Below are 21,421 nucleotides of genomic sequence, written 5' to 3'. Positions count from 1 at the left end.
TAACTCCTAACTCCTAACTCCTAACTCCTAACTCCTAACTCCTAACTCATGACTCCTAACTCCTAACTCCTAACTCCTAACTCCTAATTCCTAATTCCTAACTCCTAACTCTTTTAATCCAAAATCTAAAATCCAAAATTCTTATATGTCTGATCCTTTAATTTCAGTAATTATACCGACTTACGGGCGCGAGGAAGCGTTACGCGATAGTATCGTAGATGTGCTTAAGCAAAATTATTCTAATTATGAGGTTTTGGTAGTAGACCAAACCCCAAAACACAAACCTGAAATTGAAGCTTATTTAGAATCACAAGCAGCAGCAAGTAAAATTCAGTGGTATCGCTTGGATTGGGCTAGTTTACCGGGTGCGCGAAATTATGCGGTGCGGCGGTCTGCGGGTGAGATAATTCTATTTATCGATGATGATGTATTGTTAGAACCGGGATTTTTAGCAGCCCATGCGAAAAATTACCAAAACCCAGAAATAGGGGCTGTCGCAGGCAGGGTATTTGACCGAATGAAAATGGAAGATTCTGCGAAAGGTTATACTCAAGGTGACAGTAATTACACTGAAATTGAATATCTCCCTCCCCAAGCGATGGACCCCGGAGTTGCTTGGTATTACATTGATTTGGTACATACGACAAAACCCCAGGAAGTTTTAACTGCTAGGGGTTGTAATATGTCTTTCCGTCGTGAATTATTTGCTAAATACGGATTGCATTTTGACGAAAGATTTCGCGGTAGTGCGGTGCGGGAAGAATCGGATTTTTGCCTGCACATTCGCAAGACGGGATATAAAATTTGGTACGACCCAGAAGCGCATCTGGTGCATTTAGGAGAAGAAACGGGTGGCTGTCATGATATCAGTACTCGTTCTACAAAATATCAGTTTACTTTTTACCACAATCATTTCTTATTAGGGTTAAATAACTTAACTGTTGCTCAAGCTTTGCGTTTTTACGCTCGTTTGTTTGACTGTCACGTTCTGGGAAGACCTCCCTGTCATAAAAGCGGTTCGCCGATCAAAATCTTAACTCGCGGCATTTTTTATACCTTGGGCTTTTTTAATGCTTTAGGAAGTACAATTCAGTCGTTATGGAATGATGGTCAAATTTATACTCAGCAAGATAAGCAGGTTGAGGTTGTGGAAAAAAGTTCTAAAAAACCTGTGGGGAGTTTCTAAAAGGATTGATTATTTAACCGCAGAGACGCTGAGGACACAGAGAAATAAAAAGTCCTGTTTTTAGAAGGGGGGATGGGAAGGGATTCAAATATTTAGATAATTCCCTATCCCCTATTCCCTATTCCCTTTATATATAAAACAATGAAAATATTAGTAGCAAGTCATACATATATAGTAGATTTAAATTGCGAGAAACTACGCGCTCTATCTCGATTGGGGTCGGGTATTGAAGTAACAGTAGTTGTACCGAAAAAATGGCGACCTGGGGGAGTTCAAAACAAAATTATTGAAACCCAATACAAGGATGAAGGTAATTTTCGCATAGTTCCTGTTTCTAACTTTAGTCAAAATCATCAAGGACTACTTACTTTTGGTGCGGATTTGGTACCTTTGCTACAAAAATTTCGTCCTAATATTATTCATGTAGAACAAGGTTCTAGGGGCTTAGCTTATGCGGAAATGATTACTTTAAATAGATTATTGGGATTAAAAGCGAAAAATGTGTTTTTTACCTGGTGGAATTTACCATATAGTCTAAAGTTTCCCATTTCTGTATTAGAAAACTACAACCTTGATAACAGTCATGGAATAATTTCTGGAAATCAAGATGGAGCGGAAATATTGCGCGATCGCGGTTATCAAGGTCCAATTAAAGTAATGCCACAATTGGGTATAGACGAAACTTTATTTACACCGAAACCGCAATCGGAGTTAGCGAAAAAGGTTGGTATAGAACCTGGTGAATTCGTTATTGGGTTCGTGGGACGATTTGTACCTGAAAAGGGTATTATGACGCTTTTGGATGCGTTAATTAGTATCAAAGATAAAGCTTGGAAATTCTTGCTTTTAGGAAGGGGAGAATTAAAAGATGAAATCTTACAAAAAGTAGCAGAAAATAATATTCAAGACAAAATTAAATTGGTGGAAAGCGTTCCTCACGACCAAGTTGCAGACTATATTAATTTGATGAGTACTCTGGTACTGCCATCAGAAACAACTTATAAGTTTAAAACTTTAACTTCCGTCGGTTGGAAAGAACAATTTGGTCACGTAATTATTGAAGCGATGGCTTGTAAAGTTCCGGTAATTGGTTCGGATTCTGGCGAAATTCCTCATGTCATCGGTGATGCTGGATTGATATTTCCTGAAGGTAATGTTAAAGAATTGGCTGATTGCTTGCAAAAATTGATCGATAACCCAGATTTAACTGAAAATATCGGTCAAATGGGTTATGCAAAAGCAATGGCTGAATATACAAATACTGCTTTAGCAAAACAGCAATTGGAATTTTATCAAGAATTGCTAACTCCTAACTCCTAACTCCTAACTCCTAACTCCTAACTTTTATAATGCGAATATTACAGATAGTTCCTTCAATTTCTCTGATTTACGGAGGTCCCAGTCAAATGGTATTGGGATTAGCACCTGCTTTAGCAAGTCAAGGTGTAAAAGTTACTGTTCTCACAACTGATAGTAATGGGGATACGGGACAAAAACCTTTGGATGTAACGCTCAATTCTCCAATTCAACAATTTGGTTATGAAATCATTTATTTTAAATGTTCTCCGTTTCGTCGCTATAAATTTTCTGTAGATTTATTAAAGTGGTTAAATAATCATGCTCATGAATACGATCTAGCTCATATTCATGCTTTATTTTCTCCATTAAGTAGTACTGCTGCTGCTGTTTGTCGTGCGAAAAAGCTACCTTATATTTTACGTCCTTTAGGAACTCTTGACCCCGCAGATTTACGCAAGAAAAAGCAGTTAAAACAACTTTATGCAGCTATTTTAGAACGTCCTAATATAGCAAAAGCTGCTGCAATTCACTTTACCAGCGAACAAGAAGCAAAAGTTTCGCATAGATTTGGTGCAATTACCAAAGATTTAGTAATTCCATTGGGTGTAAAGGAGAGAGAAAAAAAATGTAGAGACGTAAAAATGTTTGTCTCGAATAAATTTGATATTCCCGACGATGTTCCTTTAGTATTGTTTATGTCGCGAATTGACCCTAAGAAGGGTTTAAATTTGTTAATTCCGGCTTTAGAAAAAATTCTGAGTCAAGGGTTAGATTTTCATTTTGTTTTAGCAGGGACGAATCCTCAAGACCCCGGTTACGAGCAAAAAATTAAGTCACAAATTCAAGCTTCATCTTTAAATAAACATACTACCGTTACTGGTTTCGTCACCGGAGAATTAAAGTATGCTTTACTCGAAGCTGCTGATTTATTCGTTTTACCTTCCTATTACGAAAACTTTGGAATTGCTGTTGCTGAAGCGATGGTAGCAGGAATTCCCGTTGTAATTTCAGATCAAGTGCATATTTGTCAAGAAGTTAGCAGTAGTGAATCGGGATGGGTAGGTACAACCAATGTGGAATCAATTGCAGATTTAATTCGAGAAGCCTTGAAAGACCCAGAAGAGAGACAGCGTAGAGGATTGCAAGCGAGGAAATATGCATTATTTAACTATAGTTGGGACGCGATCGCTCAAAAAATAATTGCAGCATATCAAGATATTATTCAGGTCAAAGGTTAAAGGTCAAAGTAATTATCTTCAGCCTACGCAGGTAGGCTTTGTAATTGTAGCCCCACCCTTGCAGGGTGAGGGCTATTTTTATTCCCACAGTTATATGTTTAAATAAATTATCAGGAAGTGCTAGAAAATAGTTGTATATCAAAAAGTAAACTAAATATAAAAATACGGTTTTAATAAAGGGAATTAGTTATGAGGAACGAATATAAAACTCAGCAGGTAAAGTCGAGTTGGCGACGCTGGCTTTTAGAAGCTTTATTCCCAGATAAAAAGTTTGACGGACAGTTTCAAAATCCCGGTACGGAAGAGATTTTTGATTTTGATGACGTGATGGCGGCTGAAAGTCCTGTTGTGATGATTACTCAGGATATAGCATATTATCCAGAAGGGGACGATCGCGAACTTTTTGCAATTTTCATTCCTGGACTGGGACAACCGGAAGCAATATCTTCGTTTAGGAGTCGTAGATACGCACAGACTTTAAATACTGGTGTTGCTAATCTGAATAACTCCTCTTTTATCAAAAAAAATCCTCTTTTTCGGTTTATTAATCAGTATTTAGATTGGGTCGATGCAGCGATACACCGTCTCGGTTTGACTAGCAGCCCAGCGATTAGAAATACCGCTACTTTAATAGTTTATGCCATAGAAAACGAGAAATCTCTCAATTTTTCGGGTGATAGTCACGGAACAATTTTATTAGCTCGCGCTATCATTCTTGCTAAAAGAAAATTTATTCGTAAACACACACCTTTCTGGAATTCTAAAGCGCGAAAAATTCAGGAAGCAAAGTGGGAAAATCGTACAGACCAGCTTATTAATGTATTTGCTTTTGGTAATAGCTATCAAAGATGGGTGAAAGGTCCGAAATACATAATGGTTTCAATTAAAGGTGATATAGTCCCCGAAAACTTTGGCATTACCCGTGAAAAAGCGAATAAACAAGGACGAGATGACATCAAATTTATCATCTTTGAGCAAGTTTTTCCTCAAGGTAGTTTTGAAGGTCATAACATGATGTTTACAACTCAACTTTTAAGACAAACTTTTATTAAAAATAATATTACAGTTGGTAATTTCGCTGCTTTGTATCATCAATTAGCAGCCAGTACTTTAAAACTTGCTACAGCTTCGGAAGTATCTTGGCCCAACGATATGGATAAATATGTGTGGGACAAAGAAAGTTTGAAGGCAATTAAAAGGTAAAAGTTAGGAGTTAGGAGTTAAGAGTTAGGAGTTAGTAACTAAATATTTTGTTAACCTTTAACCTAAGCTATTCCGCTCTTTCCCATAATCTTTGAACTTCTCCGAAAATCTGCGTATCTGGTGGTGATAATTTTGTAACTGCGGGTGTAACTTCTGCACCGGGAATATTTTGATTCCAAGGACTATTAGGAACGGTTTTTAAGTCAACCGAATTATTTGCGGGACGGAAACCATACTGTACAAATACCGCTTGCTGTTCTTTTTGATTGAGAAAGTCAAGAAATTTTCGTGCAGCATTTGCGGTTCCTCCGTTAACATTTCTTCTCACTATTGCAGCAGTAGAAATTGTTTCAATAGTTGGATTGAGATAATAAATTTGATAGGGTTTACCTTGAGTTTTCCCAGCTTGCTCCCAACGATGTAATGCGATGCTTTCATAAACTGTTGCGACATCGGCATCGTTAGCACCTTTAGCGATGAATTCTTCTAATAGAATATCGGTGGAACGTGGAGGTTGATAAACGGAACGTTTTACTAAACCAAATAATGATTCTACAGCGCTATTATTGAATGTTGCACTATTAAGATTACCACCAACTTTTGATTGCGCCCATAAACTCATAGTTAACTGTCCGCTATTTGAACGAGTCGGATTAGTAGTAACAAAATCAAAGCTTCCCCAATCGCTTGCACCACCAATTCCGCTCCAGTTACCTGCTTGCATGGCTTTTTCTACTTTATCCCAGCGAAAACGTCCGTCGGGAAAAAGTACTTTACCTCTTTCTTGCCAAGCGATTCCAACTAATATTGTTTTGGCAATTGGTTGAGGTTGATCGTAAAAAGGTTCGGCGGAATTAGTTGCTTTGTAACGAGTACTTAATTCCCTTAATTTCTCTCCGTTAGCAGGAATTAAAATAGTTGGTGTAAAGTCGTTTTGATTGTCGATAAATTTGTTGACTATTTCTTGCGAGCCTTGGAATTTTAACTCTAATTTGATGTTAGGATTTTCCTGCTCGAATTGAGTTTCTAACTGTTTGAGGGGTTCTTGTAATTCCGAACCGCTGACTATTATTACGGTTTGTTGTAAACCGGGGATGGGAGCATAAGCTAAACCTAATGATGCTAGGATTATGCCGAGGGAAATAATAATGCGGTTTTTTTGTTGGGATTTACGTTTGTTTTTCATAATGCTTATATTCTAAACAAGAATAATTACAACGCTTCAGTTATTTAAATTCTCATCTTTTAAATACAGAAATACAGCACCTTTCATTTTTATAAGGTACATTCGGACGGGCAGGGATGCCCATCCCCCAAGAGTTTTGTAATATTAAGTTGTACCTGATTTATCTGCAAAGTACTGTAATTGCAGAAAAGATGGTAATGACAATCACAAACATGATTAATATTAAAATTACATCAATAAATCTTTTCGCTATTCTGACATAGGATCGAGAGTGGATTTTTAAAATTGCGTTTTCATTTTCTGTTCTCAGAAATGTATTTATTTTCTCATTATCTGGCTGTACCTCATTGCCAAAAAAAATAAATTTCCCATGTTGATAAAATTGAATAGGTACATCTTTTTCGTACAACACTAACTTATATGTAGTAGAATCCCCATCGCTACCTTCAGAGATATGGGTTTCGGCTTTAGCTTTTGTTAATCTAAAACTTTCTACAGATGTTGATATAAGCCCAAACATTCGGAAACGTTGTAGCTGACATTTGGTATAGTTGATTTCCAGTTTCTTACAACTTAATTTTGCTGAACTACCAACAAAAAAAGCTAACACAAGAATTATAATAACAGGTGGAAAAAGACAGCCTAATAATTTATTCATAGATTTTTGTTACTTGATAAATTTAAAATTCAAGCTGCAAATCTGACATTAACTTAGAAATAGTTTCCGGGTTTCCTTTTGAATAATAACCACCGTTTAATTCCGCTATTTTCTTCAACGCTTCGGGATTAAATTCTCGTTCGTTTCCGTAACCAACTGTAAAAAAGGCAATCCTTTCGTCACTATTAAAACCGCTTTTTTGTAGTTCTTGTTTCAACTGTTCCAAAGATGTTTGAGAAGTGGTATCGTCTCCATCTGTTAATATTAAAACCGCGTTTATCGCATCTTGACGCAGATTTTCTGTCAACCAGTCACGAGCAGAAATTGCCGCATCATAAAGACGAGTTCCACCACCCGCTTCTAAACTGTTGACAAACTGGATTCCCTTATCCTTCCCTTCAGGAGTTCCGTCTACTAATACCGGGGGACGAATATCTTGGTCAAAATCAATCAAGGCAATTTGCTCTTTCGGTCCCAAACTATTGATATATGTCTGCAAGGTTTTCTGGACTGCGGGTAATTTTTCACCTTCCATCGAACCCGAAGAATCCACTACTACAACTACTAAAGAAGGCTTCTTCGCTACTTCCTGCCAAGATTTGAGCATCGCTTCCACAACTTCCGGTTGAGGAGGTCGTAAGGAATCATACTTAGCTTGGGGATTTACACCATACTGCGACGAAAACTTTGCACTTAGAGGAATTCCCGGTACTCCCGGACGCAAACCTAATTCAGTGGCGATTTTTTGCACTGGTTGCGATCGCAAATAATCAATAAATTTCTCGGCTGCGGCTTTTTCATCCGCACTTACCCAAGGCGCTTTAGGTAATATTGCCCGCATATTAGAAGTAAATGTTGCTTGCGGATACACTGCTTGATAGCTTTCTTGTCCCGGCTGTAAGTGGGAATTCGCATCAATTACGCTCGATTCGTATACGGAACCGACCGAAGCCCAAAATTGACCATTTTTAACCATCGACTTCGCCAAGGAACTTGTAGAAGTACCGTAACGAGTTACCTTGCTTTGAATCTGCTGAATTTGCGGCTCAAACTTCTGGACATCGGCTACTGTCATTGTTTCGGGACGTTTACCCGATACGCTCGCAAACTGCGCTACTAAAGTTTGCAATCCTGAATTGGAGCGAGTTGGTGCAGTCTGGACGTAATTAACCGCTAAAGAAGGTGCCGAGGGGTCAATATCGCGGTGATTTTTGGCGCTTACCAAAGCCTTGTAAGGATTATCTAGTTTTTGCAGTCCCTTGGCAATATCGGCTTGTGCCATCAACACCATTGGAGAATTTGCTAACAACGGTGATTCGGTAATTTCCGGAATATAATTTTGTCCCGGAAACAGTTGATTCATTTGATAAATCAGCCGACTTTGATAAATCTCACCGTCTACAGAAACAATAGTCGGAAATTCTGGTGATGATTCTTGCAAAGTACCATTTTTAAACTGAGTCGCAAGAGTTACCAACTTACTCACAACATCACCACTTCCAGCAGCTTCGCATTCCACCCGAAAAGCCTTACCATCATCCAATTGCGGGTTTGTAGCATTAAAATCTTGTGCTGCTTGCTCGCAAAATTTATCTAAAGCGCTACCTACTAAAAACTTTATTTTTAAACCGTTAAAATTATCTAAATTATTTGTAGAATTATTTTCAGCACCGTCGCAAGCAGTCAATAACAAGATGCTGAAGGTTGCGACAACAGAAGCAACCAAGCGACGACTTTTAAAAATCATGAATTTCTCCCAGTTAAAGATTAGTAATTTTGGGACTTCGGATAAGAAACTAGCAACAGATATTTATATCTATATATATATCGGGAGAATTAGACTAAATTACGAGAACTCTTCAAGATTTATCCTGCACTTTCGTCTCAATATCAGTTTTATCCCTTAAACAGCGCAGTTCAAGTCCACATATAACAACTCCGAACACGGATTAGATGGATGACACTGATGTCACTGATTAATAATTCCGGTGCTACTAACTCATAACGTTTTGTTTCAATGTTTTAAGTCCCAACGGCGAAAGTGGATAATATGCGATTATTGCAAGGTAGAATACATAAAATCTGACTATCAGGAAATCTTTTATGACTCTCCGTTTAGGTGATACAGTACCGAACTTTACCCAAGATTCTAGTGAAGGGGAAATTGATTTTTATAAATGGGCTGGTGATAGCTGGGTAGTGCTGTTTTCCCATCCGGCTGACTATACACCAGTTTGTACGACTGAATTGGGTACCGTTGCTAAGTTAAAGCCGGAATTTGACAAACGCAATGTTAAGACGATCGCTCTTAGCGTTGATGATGCTGAGTCTCATAAAGGTTGGATTGGAGATATTGAGGAAACTCAAAGTACTAAACTCAATTATCCAATTTTGGCGGACGATGATAAAAAGGTTTCTGACCTTTATGACATGATTCACCCGAATGCTAACGCTAAGGTCACTGTGCGGACGGTATTTATCATTGACCCCGAACATAAATTGCGTCTGAGTTTAACTTATCCTCCCAGCACCGGACGTAATTTTGATGAAATCCTGCGGGTAATCGATTCGTTACAGTTGACCGATAATTACAGCGTCGCAACTCCTGCTGACTGGAAAGATGGTGATGATTGCGTTATTGTTCCCACTCTCAAAGATCCAGAAGTTCTTAAGGAGAAGTTCCCCAAAGGATACGAAGAAGTTAAACCTTATCTACGGATGACTCCTCAGCCTAATAAGTAGTTGTGTTGTTGTACCCTTTCAACATCAACTGTAATGTATTAAATGTAGAGACGCGATATATCGCGTCTCTAAAAATGTGTGGGTTATTTGACAAATTATTTTTAAGTAAATTTATGTATGGGGATTCTCCGTTCCTTATTCCCCTTGATTAAAATAGTCGTTCAAAATAGGAAATATAAGTCCAGGTAAATAAACATCATGCTTTCATCTCCTTTACTTTTGCAATTTCCTTCATCAATGACAGACGAACAGTTTTTTGAGTTCTGTCAGATGAATAGCGATTTACGCATTGAAAGAAATAAATATGGAGAGATATCTATAATGTCACCCACTGGTTCGGAAACTGGGAATCGTAATTTTAATGTAGCTTTACAACTGGGAATTTGGTCGGAAGCCGATGGTACTGGTATTTGCTTTGATTCAAGTACGGGATTTAAACTATCTACTGGTGCCGATCGCTCTCCCGATGCTTCTTGGATAAAATTGGAGCGCTGGAATAGTTTATCAGCAGAACAGCAGCAAAAATTTGCTCCTACCTGTCCAGATTTTGTCATCGAATTAAGGTCTGCAAGTGATAATCTTAAACCGTTGCAGGAAAAGATGGCAGAATATATGCAGGAACCGGGAATTCGGTTAGGCTGGTTAATTGACCGTAAAAATAAAAGGGTTTACGTTTATCGTCCGCAGTCGGTGGAATGTTTGGAAAATCCAGATACCGTTAGCGGTGAAAATATATTACCAGGTTTTGTTTTAAATATGAGTAAGGTTTGGTAAAACAATAAAAAAAATATTTTTTTAAGCATATTAATCAAAGTTTACAACTATTCATTAGTATATGAGTAATTGCTTTTTATACAAATAAAATAAGAAGTATAAAAACTAATTTAAATTTTATAGTGATTTTGTTAAATTAGCTAATTTGAAGGAATTAGGAATTATAGCCAATGAGTCAAGGTGAGATAAATACAAATCAAGTTGTCACAGCACAAAGTGTGGATTTAACGAATTGCGATCGCGAAGCAATTCACATTCCTAATTCTATACAGCCGCATGGATTATTGTTGACGTTAACTGAAGCGGAATTTACCATATTACAGGTAAGTGGCAATACTTTCGATTTTCTCGGTTTGCAACCGCAAGAGTTGTTAAATCAAAAGTTAAATTTTCTACTTGATGAAAGTCAGATTCAAGCGATGCGAAAATGTTTGACTGAGGATTTTGATAGTGTAAATCCCTTAAAAGTTTCTATTGAACGTTCCAATAAAATACTAGTATTTGATGGTATAGTTCATCGCATTAGTGGTGTGGTAGTTTTAGAGCTAGAACCAACGCGATCGCAGCAATTTAATCCTAAGTTTTTTGATTTTTATAATTCAGTCAAAAGTCCTTTAAATAAGATTCAAAAGAGTTCCACTTTAAATGAACTTTTTAATGTAATTGTCAAAGAAGTTAGAAAAATTACTGGCTTTGATCGGATCATGATTTACCGCTTTGATGAAGATGGAGCCGGTATGGTGATCTCAGAAAATCCCAAGGAAGGTTTAGAAAAGTTTTTAGGTTTGCGATATCCTGCTACTGATATTCCTAATCAAGCGAAGCAACTATATACATTGAATTTACTGCGTTTGATTTGCAATGTAAATTATCAGCCAGTAAAGTTAATTCCGGAACTAAATCCCTTAACTAACGAACCTTTAGATCTGAGTTTGTCAGTGTTACGCAGCGTTTCACCGCTACATATTGAGTATTTAAAAAATATGGGTGTCACCGCTTCGATGTCGGTTTCTTTATTGAAAGATAAGAAACTATGGGGATTAATTGCTTGTCATCACTACGATTCGGAAAAAACAGTATCCTACGAAATCCGGACGATATGTGAATTTTTAGCTCAGATTATGTCCCTTGAGTTAGCAGCAAAAGAAGAAAACGAAGATTTAGATTACAAAATGAAGTTGAAGTCAATTCAGTCTAGGTTTATTGATTCAATTACTCAAGCAGAAGATTTAGTTGATGGTTTAACTCGAAATCCATCGAATTTATTAAATTTAGTAAGTGCTACAGGAGTTGTAATTTGTAACGATGGGAATTTAATTAGAGAAGGTGAAACTCCCACAGATTTGCAAATTGATCGGTTAATTTCTTGGGTAGAAACCCAAATGGGGAACGAGATTATTTATCATACCGATTCCCTACATAATGTTTATCCGGAAGCAGCAAATTTTCAAGATGTTGGTAGCGGTTTAATCGCGTTAGTAATTTCTAAAATTCAACGTGCTTACATATTATGGTTTCGTCCTGAAGTTATTCAAACGGTGAATTGGGGAGGAAATCCCCAAAAACCTGTAGAAGTATTAACAGACGGTACTGTAAGTCTATCTCCCCGAAAATCGTTTAAGCTATGGCAAGAAACAGTACGAAAAAAGTCGCTAGCTTGGAAAAATTGCGAAATTGAAGCAGCGTTGGAATTAAGAAGTTCGATTGTCGGGATTTTGTTGCGGAAAGCAGATGAGTTAGCGAAAGTTAATTTAGAATTGGAACGCAGTAATGATGATTTAGATTCTTTTGCTTACATAGCATCCCACGATTTGAAAGAACCACTGCGCGGAATTCATAATTACTCTAGTTTTCTGATGGAAGATTATGGAGAAATTATTAATGAGGATGGTGTTTCTAAATTAGAAACCTTGATGCGGTTAACTGAACGCATGGAAAACTTAATTGATTCCTTGCTGCATTATTCCCGCTTAGGACGAAACGAACTTTCGCTGTATAATACCGATTTAAATGAGATTGTTAAAAATGCCGTAGATGTTTTAAAAATTAGCTATAACGCGGATGTTGATATTCGTATTGCTCGAACATTACCGATAATAAAGTGCGATCGCATTCAAATTAGCGAGCTATTTAGCAATCTAATTAGTAATGGGTTAAAGTATAATGATAAGTCAGATAAGTGGGTAGAAATCGGTTTTATAGACCCGGTTGTTGATGCTCAAGAATATAACCAACATTATAGCCATCGTAGCGATTCACAACCACCAATTATTTTTTATGTTAAAGATAATGGTATCGGAATTCGTGCCAAACACTTAGAAACTGTTTTCCGTATTTTTAAACGGTTACACGCACCAAATAGATACGGAGGAGGTACTGGAGCCGGTTTGACAATTGTTAAGAAAATCGTCGAGCGCCACGGTGGTACAATTTGGTTGAAGTCAACTTTTAAAGAAGGTAGTACTTTTTATTTTACTTTACAACCTGATTTGCAATGATACAAAAAGTGGTAAAAAACTCATCTTTACCGTTATTGGTAGTTGAAGATAGTGACGAAGATTTTGAAGCATTAGGACGCTTTATCCGAAAATCGAAAATTTCTAACCCGGTTTATCGCTGTATTGATGGTGAAGATGCGCTAGATTTCCTTTACCATCAAGGGGATTATCAAGATTTAGAGCAAATACCGCGTCCATCTATCATTTTATTAGATTTAAATTTACCAGGAACCGACGGAAGAGAAGTCTTAGAACAAATAAAGCAACACGAACAACTAAAGACTATACCAGTTATCATTTTTACCACTTCATCTAATCCTAAAGATGTCGAAGCTTGTTATCGCTATGGAGCTAATAGCTATGTGCTTAAACCGATGGATGTCAACAAATCAAAACAAGCAATGCAATCTATTATTGACTATTGGTTTAATACAGTGCTTCTTCCAATGGAAGCCACAGAGAATGATTTATATTAGTTTGTATTATAAATATGATCATAGCTACGCCTTTCTATAGGGTTACAAAAATTAACAGGTCAAGATATATATAGAAAATTCAAAATTCAAAATTATATACTTTTTTTTTCTAACATTAGACATATAATTATAATAAACTTAGAAAAACTTATAAATTGTTAATAATTAGATATATTCTATAGCCATTATTCAGTGCAGCTAAGTAATAGTTTTGCGTGCTTTGAGGCAAAGCAACAAAAAGGTAAACATAATGCAATACCAGTATACAGTTTTAATTATCGATGATTGCCTCGAAGATAGAAATACCTATCGTCGCTACTTGGAAGTGGACGAGAAATACATCTATACCTTTTTAGAAACAGAGTATGGGGAAAATGGTTTAGAACTTTGCCTTTCAACCCAACCGGACGCGATCTTGCTAGATTATATGCTCCCAGATATGGATGGTTTGGAGTTTTTGCAAGAGTTGAAGGATTGTTGTCATGGTAGCATACCTCCAGTTGTGATGCTTACAGGAGGGGGTAGTGAAGCGATCGCTGTACAAGCGATGAAGTACGGTGTTAAAGATTATTTAGTTAAAGGAGATACTACTGCTGAAATCTTGCGTCTGACAGTGAGAAACACGATTGAAAAAAATTTTTTGCAGCAGGAATTGGAAGCAAACAAACGACGTTTCTTCGCTTCAGTAGAAAATATGTTGGACTGCTTTGGTATATACGTTTGCATTCGCGACGATCTTGGAAAAATTGCCAAATTTAGCAGTCAGTATTTGAATACTGCGGCTGGTGAAAATAATCTCATCGGTTTACAAGAAAGCGGTACAAAGCAAGAACACGAGCTATTTGAACAGTATTGTCAAGTTGTAGAAACGGGTGAACCACTTTCTCGGGAAGTTTTATGTTTTATCCAAAACGATAACGAGCAAGTTTTGAGTAAAGCTTACGATATTAGAATATCAAAATTAGAAGATGGTTTTGTGGCAACTTGGCGCGATATTACTCAACGCAAACAGTCAGAACAAGCGCTACAAGAAAGTCAGCATTTGATTCAACAAATTGCCGATACGACTCCAGATATTTTATATTTATTTGACCTCAAAGAAAAGCGAAACATTTATATTAATCGTCAAGTAACAAAACGTTTGGGTTATTTTCCAGAACAGATTCAGGAAATGGGAGTGGATTTAGTACTCGACTTAATTCATCCAGATGATTTAAAGCGTTTGAAAAATCATTATCAACAATTGAAATCTGTAAATGATGGCGAAATTTTACAGTTTGAATACCGAATGCGTCATCACAAAGGAGAATGGCACTGGTTTAGCAGTCGCGATACAGTGTTTACTAGAACGGAGGATGCACAACCCCGGCAGATTTTAGGAGTAGTTAGAGAAATTACCTCTCAAAAGCAGTCCGAACAAGCCTTAAGAAAAAGCGAAGCTCGTTTCCGGCGTATTTTTGAGTCGAATATGTTGGGAATCATGTTTTGGGAAACCAACGGTAAAATAGCTGATGCAAACACGCGCTTTTTGGAAATTATTGGTTACAGTCGCTCCGATTTACAAGCAGGAGCAATTCGTTGGGATAATTTGACACCTCCAGAATGGGAGGAAGTCGATCAAGAAGCAATTGAGCAAATTAGAATAAATCAAGTTTGTCATCCTTTTGAAAAGGAATATCTTCGTAAAGATGGTTCGCGAGTACCGATTCTTTTAGGTGCTTCCTTATTAGAAGATTCTGGGAAAATGGGTGTTTCTTTTATACTAGATATTACAAAACGTAAGCACATAGAAAAAGAACGGACTCGGTTATTAATTAGCGAACGAGAAGCACGAGAACAAGCTGAAGCCGCGAACCGAGCCAAAGATGAATTTGTTTCAATGGTATCCCACGATTTGCGATCGCCACTGAATGCAATTTTAGGTTGGTCGCGAATTTTACAAAAGAATGGCGACAATGAAGTGATGAGAAACCGTGCTTTAGAAATTATTGAACGCAACGCTTTAGCTCAAGATGCTTTGATCAAAGATTTGTTAGATGTATCGAGAATGGTACAGGGTAGACTTGAACTGCAAATAGATGCGGTGAAACTGCAATCCATCGTTACACAAGCCATTGAATCCGCATTACCAGTGGCGATCGCTAAAAATATTTGCTTAGAATATCAGCTTGATTCCAGAATAGAAAGTATCCTGGGAGATGCTAATCGCTTGCAGCAGATACTAGGAAATTTACTTAGTAATGCAATTAAATTTACACCCGAATTAGGAAAAATCAAAGTTTGCTTGCAGCAGGTTGAGAATACTGCTCAAATTATAGTTAGCGATACAGGTAAGGGAATTCCTCAAGAATTATTACCATTAATTTTTGAACGCTTTCGTCAAGGTAACGATAATCAAAACAAGCAAAAAGGTTTGGGATTAGGATTGGCGATCGCTCTTCATTTAGTAAAGTTACATGGTGGTACAATTAGCGTCGAAAGTCCCGGTGAAGGAGAAGGAACAACTTTTATTGTGAATTTACCTTTACAGCAAACTACGATCGGCGATCGAGATTAAAATAAGGAGGTATTTGAATGAAATGGCGTGTAATTCTCGAACCAGATCATGAAACTGGATGGGCTGTTTGGTGTCCCGAATTACCTGGTTGCGTATCAGCAGGAGAGACACAACAACAAGCTTTAGAAAATATTCGCGAAGCAATACAACTTTATCTTGAACCAGATACAAATCAACTGGCATCTGGAGCAATTACAATTATGATAGGTGCAGACATTCCAGAATTTGAATGGAAAGTTTGAACCATTACCTATTAAACTTTAAAAATAACTTAATACCTAATCTAAGCACTGTTGTAAGGCTTCATTCTTATAGTGGATAGTAAAGAAAATTGCTAAATTTAACATGGATATCAAAAACGGCTTTGTCGGTACCGTCGGAAATACACCGTTAATCAAATTAAACAGCTTTAGCGAAGAAACGGGATGCGAAATCTTAGGAAAAGCAGAATTTCTTAATCCTGGTGGTTCTGTTAAGGATAGAGCCGCATTATATATGATTGAAGACGCTGAAGCCAAAGGTTTACTCAAACCTGGTGGTACTGTAGTCGAAGGAACTGCGGGTAATACGGGTATCGGTTTAGCACATATCTGCAATGCTAAAGGTTACAAATGTTTAATTATTATCCCCGAAACCCAGTCACAGGAAAAAATGGATGCGCTTCGAGCGTTGGGTGCTGAAGTTCGTCCAGTTCCTGCCGTACCTTATAAAGACCCCAATAATTATGTAAAATTATCTGGTCGAGTTGCTTCTGAAATGGAAAATGCGATTTGGGCAAACCAATTTGATAATTTAGCAAACCGTCAAGCCCATTACGAAACTACCGGACCCGAAATTTGGACGCAAACAGATGGTAAAATTGACGTTTGGGTAGCTTCGACCGGCACTGGTGGAACATTTGCTGGTGCATCAATGTTTTTTAAAGAAAAAAATCCCGACATTAAATGTATTGTCGCAGACCCGATGGGCAGCGGACTTTACAGCTATATTAAAACTGGCGAAATTAAACCAGAAGGTAGTTCCATTACTGAAGGTATTGGTAACAGTCGCATTACTGCCAATATGGAAAACGTTCCCATCGATGATGCGATTCAAATTGACGACAAAGAAGCTTTACGAGTAGTTTACCAACTGTTAGAAAAAGAAGGTTTACTCATGGGTGGTTCCACTGGAATTAATGTTGGTGCAGCGATCGCGATCGCCAAACAGATGGGACCCGGACATACTATTGTGACTATACTATGTGATAGCGGCGCTCGTTACCAATCCCGTATATTCAACCCCGAATGGTTAAAATCAAAAGGACTTGCTGTTAGTTAAAAGTTAGAAGTTAGGAGTGTTACCCTGAGCGAAGCCGAAGGGTTAGAAGTTAGGAGTGAACAAAGTATGGCAGTTTATACTTATTAAGTATCTATACAAGATATAAATTTTACAACTAACAACTAACTACTAACAATTAATATGAAATGCGTTCGAGTTTGCCAAAATCGTACCTGTAAAAAACAAGGTGCTGTTAAAGTATTAGCAGCTTTCAAAGCTCATCTTGTTTCTGAAGTGACGGTTGCAGGTAGCAGCTGTTTGGGACAATGTGGTAATGGACCGATGGTATTAATATCGCCAGAAATGGTTTGGTACAGTAACGTTAGTCCGCAAGAAGTGCTTTTGGTGATAGAACAGCATTTAATTGGTGGTAAAAGAGTCGAAAAAATGCTTTATCATCAATTTCATTCCCAGGTTAATTAATTATTGGCTAATAAAAGTCCGCGCATAATAATGAATATTCAGCAGCTACGAGAATCTTTAAAAATCAAGTGGGTGAAATACTACCATCAAAATCGTCCTTGGTTGGCAAAAATGCGAATTTGGGGAACTTACGATGGTTTTCGTCGTCCTTCGAGCGGTTTTATTTTAGCAACTTTATCTCTTTTAGAACCCAAACTCGATGATATTTTCCCTTTTATTCTTGAGTTAAATAATAATCCTGATGAAATTATTGCTGCATTAGGTCTTAATTTTAATCCTGACGAACAGTTACATTTAATTAAGAATATAGATGAGCCTCTAAATCATCGAGATGATATTAATCAAGAAAAAATAACAGACAGAGACATTTACGAATCCTCACCATCAACTTCAACAGCGATTACTAAAATAGAAAGCTTTTCTAGTCCACAAAAAATAATTCCTAGAACGGAATCAGTAGAAAGAGAATTCCAAGTTTTTGCGGAATTAATTCGAGAAAATTCTCACCAACCAGTCTTAGAAGCAAGCGCGATCGCTCAATTGGAAACCGAATCAGAAATTTTATCTCTACTTAATATGTGTGAGGAAACCGAAGCAGGGAAAATTGTTGAAGTCTCCTCAGAAGAAACCGAAGAGACTAAATCAACATCAAGAAAGAAAGTTTCCAAACTTGCTTCATGGATAGATGAATTTTGTCAAGGTACTGGTTGGGATAGGGAAGAAGCTATTTTTATTCCGTTTTAGGGAGAGGGGGAGATGGGGAGATGGGGAGATGGTGAATCCACTCTCGTGCGGAGGTCCCCTCCGTTGAGAGAAGTGGTGAACCCGAAGGGGGAGATGGGGGGATGGGGAGATGGGGAGATGGGGAGAAAGATAATCATTAATTCATAACTCCTAACTCCTAACCCTTCGGCTTCGCTCAGGGTAACACTCCTAACTCCTAACTTTCAACTTTCAGCTTTCGGGTATTCGTGAGAAACGAATGGAATTGAAACGACTTCACCTTCAGTTTCTCCTACTTTTACTTTTAAACCGACTCCACCGGCTTTTGAGCGAATGTAACCTAATCCGAAATAGCGATCGCCATTTTGAGTACAGCTTGTTAGTTTTCCGACTTTTTCATTTTCTGCTGTAATCACTGTTCCGGGTTCAGCAACAGCATTTAAGTTAATTCCCCACAAGTTTTGTTTTACACCTTTGTAAGTATTTAATCTTGCAATGGTTTCTTGTCCGATGTAGCAACCTTTGTTAAAAGAAACTGTTTGCCATAAACCGACTTCTAAAGGATTATAATCATCAGTTAATTCGCTTTCTGGTTGCGGTCTTCCTTGTAATATTCGCAATATTTCCCAATCGCGATCGCCAATTTCCACCGCACCCGCTTCGATGATTTTTTGCCAAATTATTTCTTTTTGATTTGCATTCAAAATTAATCTATATCCGGGGGAAGCTAAACCGCTACCAACAGCAATAATATTTTGTGTATCTCCATTTAAATTAGGGATGGGAATATGAGTTCCGTAGGGTTTACCGATAATTTCTGAAGCTCCCAATTTTTCGACAATAGCGTCACTTTGAGAACCGATAATGCTAAAAGCTGCGGTTTCGTCGGTTAAATCGGTTAGCTGTACCTTGTCAGCAAAGAAAATATATTTATCCAACCATTGCATCAGATATTCGCGACGATTCGGGGAAACTAACAGCAACACTGCATCTTGTGTAACGTAAGCACTCGCTAAATCAATAGTCCGAGCGGTAGAAGTGACAAAAACCGTATCACATCCTTGTCCGGGTTTGAGACTTTCAAAATCGTTTGTACTTTGATTGTGCAAAAAACGCAAACGGTCATTATCTGACACTTTGATGCGTCCCCAGTGACTGCAATTGTAAACAGCGACTTTTGTTTTTATTATTTCGATAGCTGATACGGACATGATAATTTTAGATTTTGGATTTTGTATATGTGGGGATTTATTTTAGAATAATTGATTTTAAAGGTTAAGAAATTTTATTAAATAATGCAAAAGGTGAACCGTATTACGATTCACCTCTTTTTATATGCTTTTTACCATCGCGATCGCAGTAAATACCATTAGATATTAGTTCTGTTGTCCTTAATTTCTACTTCTGCAACTTCCGTACCATGTAATTTATTGTCTACTGAAGGAGAATTGTTATCTTTAGCTGCATTCTTAACCGACTTTGCAGCATCATTTGCAGAAGACTTCACATTGTCACCAGCTTTCTTCGCAGAGTCAGCAGCATCTTGAGCAGAAGATTTAATATCTTCACCTGCTCTCTTAGCAGAGTCAGTAGCATCTTGAGCAGAAGACTTTAGCTCTTCACCTGCTTTCTTCGCAGAAGACTTTAAATCCTGTCCCACTTTCTTCGCAGAGTCAGCAGCATCTTTAGCAGACGATTTAGCATCATCAACTGCACCCTTAACAGAGTTTGCAGCATCTTTTACAGCGGGCTTAACATCTTCTTTAACTTCATTTACCGCGCCCTTAACAGAGCTTACAGCATCTTTTACGGCTGGCTTAACTTCCTCAACAGCATCTTGAACAGAACCCGCTACACTTCTCATCGCAGGTTTTGCTTCTTCAGCTGCACCTTTCAAAGAGTTTGCAGCGCTCTTAATCGCGGGTTTGGTTTCTTCAATAGTGCTTTGTACCGCGTTAGAAATATTTTTAACAGCAGGCTTTGCTTCTTCCGATACATCTTGAACAGCTTTAACTACAGAAGGCTTAGACTCTTGAACTGTTTCTTTAACAGCTTGTGCGGTATCAACTACAGAAGGCTTAGCTTGCTCAACTGTATCTTTTACTTGATCTACCACACCTTTAATAGAAGGCTTAACTTCCTCGGCTGTATCTTCTACCACATGACCCACAGTATCGATCGCACTGTTTGCGTGTTGGGCTACAGTTTCAGCAGCATGAACAACACCACCTACAGTTTTATCAACAGCTTCAGATGTACCTTTACCAGCCATAGCACCGGCTGCTGCACCCGCTACCGCACCAATTATTCCTTTTCTAGAACCTAAAAGACCACCGATAGCGGCTCCAGCAATTGCTGCACCAATACCAGAACCTTCAGAATTAGATTCTTGTTGCTCTTGTTCTTCTAAATCTTTATTATCTTCTTGATTATCTAAAGGTTGCTTATTCTCATTCATAATAATTTCCTCAGTATCTAATTTAAACTGCTTAATATTAATAAAAAAAATTGCAGTTCATCCAACGCTTTCAATTTAACAATTACAATGACGGTATCCACACCAACTTTAGGGAGACATTGTTAAATTCTTAGTCAGTCGGAGGTAGGAGATTTAGTTATATTTTTTAGTCTAAAGAAATATATCAACAATACTTTTATTTAACAAAATACCTGCGTCAATAGGTTATTTGTCAGCTAAAATAATATTTCAAAGAATCTTGAAAATAAAGCCTAATTTATTTAATGAGTTGTTTCAGCTTGAATTTCTTGAATAATCATTAATATTTCTTCTTCAGATTGAATATGTCGCGATAAAACTTGAGCGGTTGATTCCAATAAACGCTCTGAATATATCTTAGCTAAGTCTTGGCGCAAACTTTGACCAATATAAAATTTCAACAGAGCTTCAAGCGACATATCTCGATTTGCAGCTACTTTTTTAATTGATTTTAATGTATCTTTCGGTATATTGATCGATACTGTTTCTGTGGCACGAGGTGTTAAACGTAGTTCAAATTGTTCTTCAAATTTACTCATATAATTTTCTCTCAATGCGAGTAGCGGGACGGGCAGAAATTAAGCGTGTTCTTCCACGTTCTATATAGACTACTATTGACATCCTCCCCGGCGTAAACGCAC

19 protein-coding genes are annotated in these 21,421 nt (G+C 37.6%); 13 read left to right on the top strand and 6 right to left on the bottom strand.

Annotation, left to right across the window (positions count from 1 at the left end; translation table 11 throughout):
* Positions 1-145 precede the first annotated feature (145 nt).
* The 4 genes from hpsN to VB797_RS32335 all read left to right on the top strand — a co-directional run bounded on the left by hpsN (position 146) and on the right by VB797_RS32335 (position 4,926).
* A complete protein-coding gene (gene hpsN / locus VB797_RS32350) occupies positions 146-1,186 on the top strand; it encodes a hormogonium polysaccharide biosynthesis glycosyltransferase HpsN (RefSeq protein WP_323241906.1) in 1,041 nt (346 codons plus the stop codon).
* A gap of 141 nt (positions 1,187-1,327) precedes the next feature.
* Positions 1,328-2,506, top strand: a complete 1,179-nt coding sequence (gene hpsO, locus VB797_RS32345; protein WP_323241905.1) for a hormogonium polysaccharide biosynthesis glycosyltransferase HpsO — start codon at positions 1,328-1,330, stop codon at positions 2,504-2,506.
* Between the two features lie 29 nt (positions 2,507-2,535).
* Complete coding sequence (gene hpsP, locus VB797_RS32340) at positions 2,536-3,723, top strand: hormogonium polysaccharide biosynthesis glycosyltransferase HpsP (protein ID WP_323241904.1); 1,188 nt, start codon at positions 2,536-2,538, stop codon at positions 3,721-3,723.
* Positions 3,724-3,912: 189 nt separating this feature from the next.
* The gene (locus VB797_RS32335) at positions 3,913-4,926 is read left to right on the top strand and encodes a hypothetical protein (protein ID WP_323241903.1); all 1,014 of its coding nucleotides are present in this window, start codon (positions 3,913-3,915) and stop codon (positions 4,924-4,926) included.
* A 67-nt stretch (positions 4,927-4,993) separates the two neighbouring features.
* On the opposite strand, the gene VB797_RS32330 is transcribed toward VB797_RS32335, so the two are convergent.
* The 3 genes from VB797_RS32330 to VB797_RS32320 form a co-directional block, all read right to left on the bottom strand.
* Positions 4,994-6,112 (bottom strand): substrate-binding domain-containing protein, encoded by a 1,119-nt coding sequence (locus VB797_RS32330; RefSeq protein ID WP_323241902.1) that lies wholly within the window; start codon positions 6,110-6,112, stop codon positions 4,994-4,996.
* A 160-nt stretch (positions 6,113-6,272) separates the two neighbouring features.
* Positions 6,273-6,770, bottom strand: coding sequence for a hypothetical protein (locus VB797_RS32325; RefSeq protein WP_323241901.1), 498 nt, complete (start codon positions 6,768-6,770; stop codon positions 6,273-6,275).
* A 22-nt stretch (positions 6,771-6,792) separates the two neighbouring features.
* Positions 6,793-8,517: a VWA domain-containing protein gene (locus VB797_RS32320; protein WP_323241899.1), complete on the bottom strand. Its 1,725-nt coding sequence runs from the start codon at positions 8,515-8,517 to the stop codon at positions 6,793-6,795.
* Between the two features lie 356 nt (positions 8,518-8,873).
* Here VB797_RS32320 and VB797_RS32315 point away from each other — a divergent pair, with 356 nt between their 5' ends.
* From VB797_RS32315 to VB797_RS32275, 9 genes are all read left to right on the top strand, one after another.
* Positions 8,874-9,512 (top strand): peroxiredoxin, encoded by a 639-nt coding sequence (locus tag VB797_RS32315; protein ID WP_323241898.1) that lies wholly within the window; start codon positions 8,874-8,876, stop codon positions 9,510-9,512.
* Between the two features lie 198 nt (positions 9,513-9,710).
* The gene (locus VB797_RS32310; RefSeq protein WP_323241897.1) at positions 9,711-10,286 is read left to right on the top strand and encodes a Uma2 family endonuclease; all 576 of its coding nucleotides are present in this window, start codon (positions 9,711-9,713) and stop codon (positions 10,284-10,286) included.
* Positions 10,287-10,456: 170 nt separating this feature from the next.
* A complete protein-coding gene (locus VB797_RS32305) occupies positions 10,457-12,784 on the top strand; it encodes an ATP-binding protein (RefSeq protein WP_323241896.1) in 2,328 nt (775 codons plus the stop codon).
* Positions 12,781-13,260 carry a response regulator gene (locus tag VB797_RS32300; RefSeq protein WP_323241895.1) on the top strand — a complete coding sequence of 160 codons (480 nt, stop codon included), beginning with the start codon at positions 12,781-12,783 and terminating at the stop codon, positions 13,258-13,260. The genes VB797_RS32305 and VB797_RS32300 overlap by 4 nt, the downstream gene beginning before the upstream one ends.
* Positions 13,261-13,510: 250 nt before the next feature.
* Positions 13,511-15,817: a PAS domain S-box protein gene (locus VB797_RS32295; protein ID WP_323241893.1), complete on the top strand. Its 2,307-nt coding sequence runs from the start codon at positions 13,511-13,513 to the stop codon at positions 15,815-15,817.
* Positions 15,818-15,834: 17 nt separating this feature from the next.
* Complete coding sequence (locus tag VB797_RS32290) at positions 15,835-16,059, top strand: type II toxin-antitoxin system HicB family antitoxin (protein WP_323241892.1); 225 nt, start codon at positions 15,835-15,837, stop codon at positions 16,057-16,059.
* A 103-nt stretch (positions 16,060-16,162) separates the two neighbouring features.
* Positions 16,163-17,137: a cysteine synthase A gene (locus VB797_RS32285; RefSeq protein ID WP_323241891.1), complete on the top strand. Its 975-nt coding sequence runs from the start codon at positions 16,163-16,165 to the stop codon at positions 17,135-17,137.
* Between the two features lie 141 nt (positions 17,138-17,278).
* On the top strand, positions 17,279-17,560 hold the full coding sequence (locus VB797_RS32280) for a (2Fe-2S) ferredoxin domain-containing protein (RefSeq protein WP_323241890.1): 282 nt from the start codon (positions 17,279-17,281) through the stop codon (positions 17,558-17,560).
* A gap of 30 nt (positions 17,561-17,590) precedes the next feature.
* On the top strand, positions 17,591-18,304 hold the full coding sequence (locus VB797_RS32275) for a DUF5331 domain-containing protein (protein WP_323241888.1): 714 nt from the start codon (positions 17,591-17,593) through the stop codon (positions 18,302-18,304).
* 203 nt (positions 18,305-18,507) lie between these two features.
* Here VB797_RS32275 and VB797_RS32270 read toward each other — a convergent pair whose 3' ends face one another.
* The 3 genes from VB797_RS32270 to VB797_RS32260 all read right to left on the bottom strand — a co-directional run bounded on the left by VB797_RS32270 (position 18,508) and on the right by VB797_RS32260 (position 21,319).
* Complete coding sequence (locus VB797_RS32270; RefSeq protein WP_323241886.1) at positions 18,508-19,494, bottom strand: folate-binding protein; 987 nt, start codon at positions 19,492-19,494, stop codon at positions 18,508-18,510.
* 158 nt (positions 19,495-19,652) lie between these two features.
* On the bottom strand, positions 19,653-20,741 hold the full coding sequence (locus tag VB797_RS32265; RefSeq protein ID WP_323241884.1) for a hypothetical protein: 1,089 nt from the start codon (positions 20,739-20,741) through the stop codon (positions 19,653-19,655).
* Between the two features lie 281 nt (positions 20,742-21,022).
* Positions 21,023-21,319, bottom strand: a complete 297-nt coding sequence (locus tag VB797_RS32260; protein WP_323241883.1) for a hypothetical protein — start codon at positions 21,317-21,319, stop codon at positions 21,023-21,025.
* Positions 21,320-21,421 lie beyond the last annotated feature (102 nt).

The sequence above is a fragment of the Rivularia sp. UHCC 0363 genome (genome assembly GCF_034931125.1).
Lineage (GTDB): Bacteria > Cyanobacteriota > Cyanobacteriia > Cyanobacteriales > Nostocaceae > Rivularia.
This window is presented reverse-complemented; position numbering and strand designations above follow the sequence as displayed.